Below are 10,033 nucleotides of genomic sequence, written 5' to 3' on the forward strand. Positions count from 1 at the left end.
TGATCCCTGTATAATTGTTGAATGTAAAACCATCCTGGGATGGAGGGCGGTGATCCATGAGCGACGTCGAGGCGGAGTCCGCCGAAATGCGCTGCGGAGCGGCGGTGGACGACCGGCGGGAGGCGAAGGTGCCGGAGATAGAGGTGCTCACCCCGCGCGAGGTGCCGCTGGGCGGCCCACGGGCGATGCCGGTGCGGCGCACGCTGCCCCAGCGGGCCCGGACCCTGATCGGAGCCTGGTGCTTCGCGGACCACTACGGTCCTGACGACGTCGCGAAGACCGGTGGCATGGACGTCGCCCCGCACCCGCACACCGGGCTGCAGACGGTGAGCTGGCTGTTCAGCGGGGAGATCGAGCACCGTGACAGCCTGGGCAGCCACGCCTTCGTGCGGCCCGGTGAGCTGAACCTGATGACGGGCGGGTACGGCATCAGCCACTCGGAGGTGTCGACCCCGGGAACCACCGTCCTGCACGGTGTGCAGCTGTGGGTGGCACTCCCCGGGGAACACCGGCACACCGCACGGGACTTCCAGCACCACGTGCCCGAGCCACTCCGGATCGACGGCGCCGAACTCCGGGTCTTCCTCGGCTCCCTGGCCGGGCACGCCTCCCCGGTGCGGACCTTCACACCGCTGCTCGGGGCCGAGATCGTCCTCGATGCGGGTGCGGCGATCACGCTCGCCGTGGACCCGGACTTCGAGCATGGTCTCCTTGTCGACCACGGCGACGTCCGCATGGCCGACACCCTGCTGCACCCGGCGGAGTTGGGGTACGCCGCACCGGGCACCGAGACCTTGACACTGGTCAACGAGACCGCGGACACGGCTCGGACGGTTCTGCTCGGCGGCACCCCCTTCGAGGAAGAGATCGTCATGTGGTGGAATTTCATCGGCCGCAGCCATGACGACATCGTGCGGGCCCGCGAGGAATGGCAGAACGCCTCCGACCGCTTCGGCGCGGTCGAAGGGTACCCGGGAGATCGCCTTCCCGCCCCAGCCCTGCCGAACGCCGTCATCACGCCGCGCAAGAACCCAGCGCGCCGCTGACCTCCAGACGAAAGGCATCCCGATGAGCCAGCCGTCCGCCGCTCCCACCGTCGAGCGGGTAGACGCCAAACAGCGTTACGAGATCCTGGTCGACGGCCGGCGCGCCGGTCTGACCGCCTACCGCGACCGCGGCGACCAGCGCGTCTTCTACCACACGGTGGTCGACGACGCCTTCGCCGGACAGGGCCTGGCCTCTCAGCTCGTCCAGCAGGCGCTGACCGACGTACGGGAGTCCGGGAAGCGGATCGTGCCGGTCTGCCCCTACGTCGCCAAGTTCCTCAAGAGGCACGAGGAGTTCGCCGACATCACCGACCCCGCCACCCCCGACGTCCTGGAGTGGCTGGACGGGGAACTGGGCTGAGGTCCGGGCTGTCACGGCGGCCTCCCGCCGCCACAGGAGGGCGGTCCGGCCCGGTGCCGGGCCGCCCGGAGTCCGCGTTGCCAGGGCCTCGCGGACTCCGCCGCGCGTGGGGGGGAGCCCGTACCGGCGGCCGTCACGGGTGGGCAACCCGCGGGCAACCCGTACCGCCGGTTGTCAGAGGTGGAGGGCGACGCAGCGTGACGCGCCCTTGTGCGGCCGTCAGACGGCCGTGTCGGACCCGGCGGCGGAGGCCTCGGCCACCTCGGGCAGCAGGCCGCGCAGCGACTCGCACTGCCGGTCGTCGATCATCCCGTGCACGGCCTCGGTGACGGTCTCGGCCAGCGTCGGAGAGACCTCCCGCAGCAGCCGTCGACCCTTGTCCGTGAGGGCGACCTCGATGCCCCGCTTGTCGCCGCACACCGAACGCCGGGTCACCAGGTCCGCGTGCTGCAGACAGGCGATCTGGTAGGTCAGGCGGGTCTTGGGGCGGCCCAGCGACTCGGCGATCCGCGACATGCGCAGAGCGGCGCCGGGCTGGTCGGCGAGCAGGCACAGCACCAGGAACTCGTCGTGCGAGACCCCGAGCGACTCCTTGACCTGGGAACGCAGCCGCTGCTCGATCGCCCCGGCAGCGGCCAGCAACTGCATCCAGGCGCGCAGTTCGGCCGGCAGCAGCGTGTCCTCGGCCGACCCTTCGCATGCGGGCTGGTCGGCGGGGGCGGAGGAGTCGGCCATGGTCCCCGAGTCTACCGGCCGTCCAGATATGGACACGGGCCCGACAGATGGGGAAATGGGACGGACCGACCGGGGACGAACCACCGCGATCCGATTCGCCGGGCTCCCTCGCTCTCACACTGCGGACGGCCCCCTTGACGCAGACCGGAGCCCGCTCGACACTCCAATGGGGATTTCCTAGCGAACAGGTAGGGAAACATGGGACGCCTGGAGCCGGTCATCGGCCGTGTGCACCGCACACGTCGGCAGTCCCTTCTTCTGACCTCCCGCCGTCACATCGATCTGCTGCGGGTCTGCAGCGCGGCCGGCGCCTCGAGCTGAACCGGCCGTGCCGGAACCCCGCGCCCCGTCGTGCGGGCCGGGGAGCGTCACCTGCCCGCCAGGCCGCCACCCTCCGCATCTTCGCGTACCAGTACCCGGGGAGAGACATGTCCGCCCATGCCCTGACCGCACTCCCGCCGTCGTCCGTCCCGGCCTTCCGGGGCCGCATCGGCCGCGACGCACGCAGCGGCCACTACGCGGTACCGCGCCGCTACCGGCTCCACCTGTCGCTGTCCTGTCCGCACTGTCTGCGGACAGCCATCACCCACAGCCTCCTCGGTCTCGACGAGGTCTGCCCCGTGACCTTCCTGCCCGCGGTGCCAGACGGCCCCGGCGGCGAGCACTCCGCGCTGCGCCCGCTGTACGAGGCGAGCGCCCACCGCTACCCTGGGGCGGCCGTCGCGCCCGTGCTCAGCGACGACTGGTCGGGCCGGATCGTCAGCACGCACGCCCCGGACATCATGCGCGACCTGGCCCGGCACTTCGGCGCCGGCCGCGATGCGCTGTACCCGCAGGGCGCCGACGCCGAGCTCGAGGGTGTGCGCCGCCTGTGCGAGCAGGGCCTCGAGGCGGCCGCACAGCGTGCCGGTCGCGCCGATGCCGGTGCGGAGGAGCGGGCCGACGCGCTCACCTCGCTGCTGTGCACCCTGCGGTCGCTGGAGGGCCGGCTGGAGCGCCAGGAATACGTGCTGGGCGACCAACTCACCGCTGGCGACGTGGAGTTGTGGGTGAGCCTGGTGCAACTGGACACCGTGCACCGCTGGCACCTGGACGCAGGTGCGGTGCACCGCATAGCCGGCCACCCGCGTCTGTGGGCCTACGCCCGCCGGCTGGCCGCCCGTCCGGCCTTCGGCCCGCACCTCGACCTCGACGGCATCGCCCGTCGGCACCACGCGCGCTGCCGTGGTCTCGAGGCCGCGGGGGCGGCGGTGCAGATCCTCGACTGGGCCGCGCACGTGCCCGACAGCGCACCGGCACGGGCCAGTTGACGGCGTGTCCGTCCGTAGGCTGATGTATCACCTGATGGACGCACATTGACATCGGTTCCCGGGCCTGACTTACTTACGGCTCAGAACGGTCATGAGCGTCAGCGACAAGCCCTGGCTTGCTGACCGGCAACCCTCGCGCCGCGGTGGGGTGCCCCAGGTGACGACCGGACCGGGATGACGTTTCGGTAAGCGCGAGGCCCAAGGGGCCAGGACAGCGACAGGTGGCGGACATGTACGCAGCTTCCAGGACGGCCGCACGCCGTCCTCAGTGCTGCGTACAGCCGTACGCACAGTTGCTCGTCGCCAACCGGGCCGTCGACCTTCTGCGCGTCAGCAGCGCACTGTGTACCGCACCGGGCCGCGCCCGCTGTCGGGGCTGACTACTTCCACCAGCCCCGCCTCCGTGACGAACACCGCTTGAGCGGTGTGCCGTTGTCCGCCCAGCCCCCGGTTCCGTGCGACCCCGTGCGCTGCCCCGCTCCGCAGAGCGATCCCCGCCCTGCCGGCCTGTCGTGGCCACGCACCGCCGCCGCGGTCCCCGGGTGTCCGAGTTGCCGGAGCCCTCCATGACTGAACCCCCAGGCACAGCCGTGTCCGTCGACGCCCTGCCGATGGCCGAAGCCACCGCCGACGTCACGCCCACCACTCCAGCCCACCCGGTCCGCGACCCCTCGCCGGACGCTTCCGGCCGACCGCTCACCGCCCAGCGGGTACGACCCCTGCGCCGCCCCGGCCGCTGGATCGCCACGGCCGTGGTGCTGGTCCTGGTGGCCCAGTTCGTCCACGGCCTGGTCTCGAACCCCTTCTACCAGTGGGACCGGTTCGCCTATTGGTTCCTGCGCCCCACCATCCTCGACGGACTGCTGATCACTCTCGAAGTCGCCGCGCTCAGCGCCGTGTCCGGCCTGCTCGGCGGCATCGTCCTGGCGCTCGCGCGGCTCTCCCGGAGCCCCGTGCTGCGCGCCGTCAGCTGGACCTACGTATGGGCGTTGCGGTCCGTACCCCTGATCGTCGTGCTGATCTTCCTCTACAACTTCAGCGCGCTGTACCGGACGGTGAGCATCGGCGTGCCCTTCGGCCCCGCCTTCCTCACCTTCGACGAGTCCAGGCTGGCCACCGACATGGCCGTCGCCGTGGTCGGTCTGAGCCTCAACGAGGCCGCGTACGCGGCGGAGGTCGTCCGGGGCGGCATCCTCTCCGTCGACCAGGGCCAGCACGAGGCCGCCGCCGCCCTCGGCCTGCCCAGGGGCCACCAGTTCAGGAAAATCGTCTTCCCGCAGGCCCTCAGGTCCATCACCCCGAACTACGTCAACCAGCTGATCGGACTGATCAAGGGCACCTCGCTGGTGTTCTACGTCTCGCTGCTCGATCTGTTCGGCTCGGCGCAGACCATGGGCAGCACCTACCCCGGCGACATCGTGCCGCTGCTGCTGGTCGTCACCGTCTGGTACCTGATCCTCACGAGCATCGTGTCCGTCGTCCAGTTCTACGTCGAGCGGCACTACGCCCGGGGCGCCACCCGCACCCTGCCGTCGACCCCGTTGCAGAGGCTGCGCACCGGTCTGCGTGAGCTGCGGGAACGTGCACGCAGGGAGGCCGCCGTATGACCGCCCAGACGCTCGAAACGCACTCCTCGGCGGTCGAGGTGCACGATGTGCACAAGTGGTACGGCGCCCACCGGGTGCTGGACGGCATCGATTTGACGGTACGTCCCGGCGAGGTGACCGTGATCCTCGGACCCTCCGGCTCGGGCAAGTCCACCCTGCTGCGGGTGATCAACCACCTGGAGAAGCCCGAACGCGGCTATGTCAGCGTGGGCGGCGAGCCCATCGGCGTCCGCCGGCACGGCGACCGCCTCAAGGAGCTGAGCGAGCGGGTCATCCTGGCCCAGCGCAGTCGCATCGGCTTCGTCTTCCAGAACTTCAACCTCTTTCCGCACCTGACCGTGTTGGACAACGTGGCCCTGGCTCCGAGCGCGACCGGCAGTCTGACCAGGCCCGAAGCCGAGGAACTCGCCCGCGAACTGCTCGCCCGGGTCGGACTCGCCGACCGGGCCGGGGCCTATCCGCGGCAGTTGTCCGGCGGCCAGCAGCAGCGGGTGGCCATCGCCCGCGCGCTCGCCCTGCGCCCCGGTGTGATCCTCTTCGACGAGCCCACCTCCGCCCTCGACCCCGAACTCGTCGGCGAAGTGCTGGCTGTCATCAAGGACCTGGCCGACGGCGGCACCACACTCCTCATCGTCACGCACGAGATCGCCTTCGCACGGGAGATCGCCGACCGGGTGGTCTTCATGGACGGCGGCCGCATCGTCGAGCAGGGGCCGCCCGCCGAGGTCCTCGGCAATCCACGGCACGAGCGGACCCGGGACTTCCTGAGCAAGGTGCTCTGAAGCCCGCGGCCTCGCCAATCCCCAAGTCTCCCCCCACGCCCTCATTTTCACCGCCCACCGGACAAGGACAGCCATGCCTGCGCTCAGTCTCCGACGCCGAATCCTTCGCGGTCTCACCGCGGGAACCGCCGTAGTCACCCTCGCCGCCGGGCTCGCCGCGTGCGGGGGTGACAGCGACGCCGCCACCACCACGGACAGCGTCTCCTCCGGCACGGTCACCGTGGGCCGGCTCTCCAACGGCGCCGCGCAACAGACCACCCTCAAGGTGCCCGAGGTCACGTCCATCAGTGCCGAGCTGCCCGCGGCCGTCCGCAAGAGCGGCAAGCTGGAGATAGGCGTCGGCGCCCTGCCCTCCGGCTTCCCGCCGCTGGCCTACGTGGGCGGTGACCAGAAGAGCCTCACCGGCGCCGAACCCGACCTCGGCCGCCTGGTGGCCGCGGTGCTCGGGCTCACGCCCGAGGTGAAGAACTCGACCTGGGAGAACCTCTTCGTCGGCATCGACAGCGGAAAGGTCGACGTCGCCTTCTCGAATGTCACCGACACCGAGGAACGCAAGAAGAAGTACGAGTTCGCCTCCTACCGCCAGGACAACCTCGGCTGGGAGGTGCCCAAGAAGAGCACCTGGAACTTCGGCGGCCACTACGAGAACCTCGCGGGCAGGACCGTCTCCGTCGGCTCCGGCACCAACCAGGAGAAGCTCCTGCTGGAGTGGAAGGCCAAGCTGGCCAAGGAGGGCAAGCAGCTCACCGTCAAGTACTTCCAGGACCAGAACAGCACCTACCTGGCGCTGGCCGGCGGAAAGATCGACGCGTACTTCGGTCCCAACCCCGGTATCGCCTACCACATCACTCAGGTCGCGAACACGCCGCAGGCGACCCGGAGCGCGGGCACGTTCTCCGGCGCCGGCGAGACGCTCCAGGGTCTGATCGCTGCGGCCGCGAAGAAGGACAGCGGGCTGGCCAAGCCCCTCGCAGACGCCATCAACCACCTGATCGAGAACGGCCAGCACGCCAAGTGGCTTGCCGCCTGGAACCTCTCGAACGAGGCCGTCACCAAGTCCGAGATCAACCCGCCCGGCCTGCCGCTCGACAATTCCTGATCCCCGCGGCACCGCGACCGGCCGCACCTCGCACCCGTGTGGGCATCGGGCACCGCCATCGGGGCCGGATGCCCGGCCGGTGGTCGCACACAGGAACAGAGACGGCGACCAGGGCGTTGTCACGGGGAGATGTGCCCGGCGCGCCCGCCGCGCCCGACATACGGAGGTGACGGACGTGACACATGCACCGCGCACCGTCCGCCTGCACTCCCGGCCCCACATCGATCTGCTGCGCGTGGCCGGCGCGCTCTGTCGCTCCTGACCCCTCCCCGGCCCGGGCCGGGGCTCTCATCCCGCTTCGCTCGCCCGCCGCCGTACCCGGCTTGCGCAAGGGGTCGGCGATCCCGTACGGAATTCAGGAAGGCACCCACTCGTGTCCTCAACTGCTCCTTCCCTTCTGCATCTTGCCGTCGCCTTGGAGGGCACCGGCTGGCACCCGGCCTCCTGGCGGGAACCGGTGGCCCGGCCCGGGGACCTGTTCACCGCCGGCTACTGGGTGGACCTCGTCGCCGAGGCCGAGCGCGGCCTGATCGACTTCGTGACCTTCGAGGACGGCCTCGGCCCGCAGTCCTCGCACTTCCTGGACCCGGACGAACGCACCGACCAGGTCCGCGGACGCCTCGACGCTCTGCTGACCGCGGCACGGGTCGCTCCTCTGACACGGCACATAGGCCTGGTGCCGACCGTGGTCGTCACGCATACGGAGCCGTTCCACACCTCCAGGGCGATCGCCACGCTCGACTACGTCAGTGGCGGACGCGCGGGGCTGCGCGTGCAGATCACCGCGCGCCCGAACGAAGCCGCGCACTTCGGCCGCCGCACCATCCCCCGTATCGAGGCCTACGGCGACCCCGCCGCACAGGACCTGGTGACCGACCTCTTCGACGAGGCCGCCGACTACATCGAGGTCGTGCGCCGGCTCTGGGACAGCTGGGAGGACGACGCGGAGATCCGGGACGTCACGACCGGCCGCTTCATCGACCGCGACAAACTGCACTACATCGGCTTCGAGGGCAGGCACTTCAGCGTCAAGGGCCCCTCCATCACGCCACGCCCCCCGCAGGGCCAGCCCCCTGTCACCTCCCTCGCCCACCAGACCGTGCCGTTCCGGCTCGTCGCCCGCTCCACCGACCTCGGCTACGTCACCCCGCACGACACCGAGCAGGCCCGGGCGATCGTCGCCGAGATCCGGGCCGAGCAGAGCGCGGCCGGGCGGGCCGGGGAACGGCTGCACATCTTCGGCGACCTGGTGGTCTTCCTCGACGACGACCCCGCCGAGGCCGCCGAACGCCGGGAGCGACTGGACGCACTCGCCGGGTACCCGTACACCGGGGACGCCCGGATCTTCACCGGCACACCGGCACAACTGGCCGACTTGCTCCTGGAGTTGCAGTCGACCGGGCTGTCCGGCTTCCGGCTGCGGCCCGCCGTGGCCGGGCACGACCTGCCGCACATCACCCGCGGACTCGTTCCCGAACTGCAGCGCCGCGGCGCCTTCCGCACCGCCTACGAGGCCGACACCCTGCGCGGGCTGCTGGGCCTCGCCCGTCCCGCCAACCGCTATGCCGCTCCCGCAGCCTGAGCCGGAAGGACTCCCGACCACCATGAGCAAGCCGCTCAAGCAGATCCATCTCGCGGCCCACTTCCCCGGCGTCAACAACACCACCGTGTGGAGCGACCCCAAGGCCGGCAGCCATATCGAGTTCAGCTCGTTCGTGCACTTCGCGCAGACCGCCGAACGCGCCAAGTTCGACTTCCTCTTCCTCGCCGAGGGGCTGCGCCTGCGGGAGCAGGGCGGCAGGATCTACGACCTGGACGTGGTGGGCCGGCCCGACACCTTCACCGTGCTCGCCGCGCTCGCCGCCGTCACCGACCGCCTCGGCCTGACGGGCACCATCAACTCGACCTTCAACGAGCCCTACGAGGTGGCCCGCCAGTTCGCGAGCCTCGACCACCTCTCCGGCGGACGCTCCGCCTGGAACGTCGTCACCTCCTGGGACGCCTTCACCGGCGAGAACTTCCGCCGCGGCGGCTTCCTGCCGCAGGAGGAGCGTTACTCCCGTGCCAAGGAGTTCCTGGCCACCGCCAGTGAACTCTTCGACTCCTGGCGGGGCGACGAGATCGCCGCCGACCAGGTCACCGGTGTCTTCCTGCGCGACGCGAAGGCCGGCGCCTTCGTCCACGAAGGACAGCACTTCGACATCCACGGCCGGTTCAACGTCCCCCGCAGCCCCCAGGGCCGGCCGGTGATCTTCCAGGCCGGTGACTCCGAGGAGGGCCGCGAGTTCGCCGCGTCGAGTGCCGACGCGATCTTCAGCCGGTACAGCACCCTGGAAGCGGGCCAGGCCTTCTACAAGGACGTCAAGGGCCGCCTCGTCAGGTACGGCCGCAGGGCGGACCAGCTGCTGATCCTGCCCGCCGCCACCTTCGTCCTCGGCGAGACCGACGCGGAGGCCGAGGAGCTGGCCCGCGAGGTGCGCCGCCGGCAGGTCAGCGGCGCCACGGCGATCAAACACCTGGAGTTCGTCTGGAACCGGGACCTGTCCGGCTACGACCCGGACGGCCCGCTGCCCGAAGTCGACCCGGACCTCGGCGAACACCACATCGCACGGGGACGGGCGCAGGTGCGCATGTACCGTGACCCGCTGGCGACCGCACGGGAGTGGCGAGAGCTGGCAGCGGCGAACAACTGGTCCATCCGCGACCTGGTGATCAACACCGGCAACCGCCAGACGTTCGTCGGGTCCCCGGCCACCGTCGCGCGGACCATCGACGACTTCGTGCAGTCCGACGCGTCCGACGGCTTCATCCTGGTCCCGCACATCACCCCGAGTGGCCTGGACGTCTTCGCCGACACCGTGGTCCCGCTGCTTCAGGAGCGCGGCGTCTTCCGTACGGAGTACGCGGGTACGACCCTGCGCGATCACCTGGGCCTGGACCACCCCGACGCCGGGACCTCCAGCGAGCGGGCGGCTTCGTAGGACGCCGCGAGACTCTCCCGCCTGGCGCCAGGCGCGGCGCTCGTGCACGTGGCGTGAGACAGGCGGGCGGGCCTGCTGCCCCGAAGGCCGCACCAGCAGAGGCTGGTACCCG

At 70.6% G+C, this 10,033-nt stretch carries 10 protein-coding genes and 1 riboswitch; of the genes, 9 read left to right on the forward strand and 1 reads right to left on the reverse strand.

Going from position 1 to position 10,033, the window contains the following annotated elements:
- Window positions 1-56 precede the first annotated feature (56 nt).
- Window positions 57-1,046 carry a pirin family protein gene (locus ACWDA7_RS33800; RefSeq protein ID WP_450609286.1) on the forward strand — a complete coding sequence of 330 codons (990 nt, stop codon included), beginning with the start codon at window positions 57-59 and terminating at the stop codon, window positions 1,044-1,046.
- A gap of 22 nt (window positions 1,047-1,068) precedes the next feature.
- Window positions 1,069-1,407, forward strand: a complete 339-nt coding sequence (locus ACWDA7_RS33805) for a GNAT family N-acetyltransferase (RefSeq protein WP_450609288.1) — start codon at window positions 1,069-1,071, stop codon at window positions 1,405-1,407.
- A 219-nt stretch (window positions 1,408-1,626) separates the two neighbouring features.
- Here ACWDA7_RS33805 and ACWDA7_RS33810 read toward each other — a convergent pair whose 3' ends face one another.
- Complete coding sequence (locus ACWDA7_RS33810) at window positions 1,627-2,142, reverse strand: MarR family winged helix-turn-helix transcriptional regulator (RefSeq protein ID WP_450609290.1); 516 nt, start codon at window positions 2,140-2,142, stop codon at window positions 1,627-1,629.
- 428 nt (window positions 2,143-2,570) lie between these two features.
- On the opposite strand from ACWDA7_RS33810, the gene ACWDA7_RS33815 reads away from it, so the two are divergent.
- The 7 genes from ACWDA7_RS33815 (at window position 2,571) to ACWDA7_RS33845 (ending at window position 9,921) form a co-directional block, all read left to right on the forward strand.
- Window positions 2,571-3,452, forward strand: coding sequence for a glutathione S-transferase C-terminal domain-containing protein (locus tag ACWDA7_RS33815; RefSeq protein WP_450609292.1), 882 nt, complete (start codon window positions 2,571-2,573; stop codon window positions 3,450-3,452).
- 87 nt (window positions 3,453-3,539) lie between these two features.
- Window positions 3,540-3,650, forward strand: a riboswitch (SAM riboswitch).
- Between the two features lie 368 nt (window positions 3,651-4,018).
- Window positions 4,019-5,059, forward strand: a complete 1,041-nt coding sequence (locus ACWDA7_RS33820) for an amino acid ABC transporter permease (protein WP_450609294.1) — start codon at window positions 4,019-4,021, stop codon at window positions 5,057-5,059.
- Window positions 5,056-5,841 carry an amino acid ABC transporter ATP-binding protein gene (locus ACWDA7_RS33825; RefSeq protein WP_450609296.1) on the forward strand — a complete coding sequence of 262 codons (786 nt, stop codon included), beginning with the start codon at window positions 5,056-5,058 and terminating at the stop codon, window positions 5,839-5,841. The genes ACWDA7_RS33820 and ACWDA7_RS33825 overlap by 4 nt, the downstream gene beginning before the upstream one ends.
- 73 nt (window positions 5,842-5,914) lie before the next feature.
- Window positions 5,915-6,940, forward strand: a complete 1,026-nt coding sequence (locus ACWDA7_RS33830; protein WP_450609298.1) for an ABC transporter substrate-binding protein — start codon at window positions 5,915-5,917, stop codon at window positions 6,938-6,940.
- Window positions 6,941-7,115: 175 nt separating this feature from the next.
- The gene (locus ACWDA7_RS33835; protein WP_450609304.1) at window positions 7,116-7,202 is read left to right on the forward strand and encodes a putative leader peptide; all 87 of its coding nucleotides are present in this window, start codon (window positions 7,116-7,118) and stop codon (window positions 7,200-7,202) included.
- Window positions 7,203-7,313: 111 nt separating this feature from the next.
- Window positions 7,314-8,522 carry an LLM class flavin-dependent oxidoreductase gene (locus ACWDA7_RS33840; protein ID WP_450609300.1) on the forward strand — a complete coding sequence of 403 codons (1,209 nt, stop codon included), beginning with the start codon at window positions 7,314-7,316 and terminating at the stop codon, window positions 8,520-8,522.
- Window positions 8,523-8,544: 22 nt separating this feature from the next.
- Window positions 8,545-9,921, forward strand: coding sequence for an NtaA/DmoA family FMN-dependent monooxygenase (locus ACWDA7_RS33845; RefSeq protein ID WP_450609302.1), 1,377 nt, complete (start codon window positions 8,545-8,547; stop codon window positions 9,919-9,921).
- Window positions 9,922-10,033 lie beyond the last annotated feature (112 nt).

The sequence above is a fragment of the Streptomyces sp. NPDC001156 genome, from assembly GCF_053598275.1.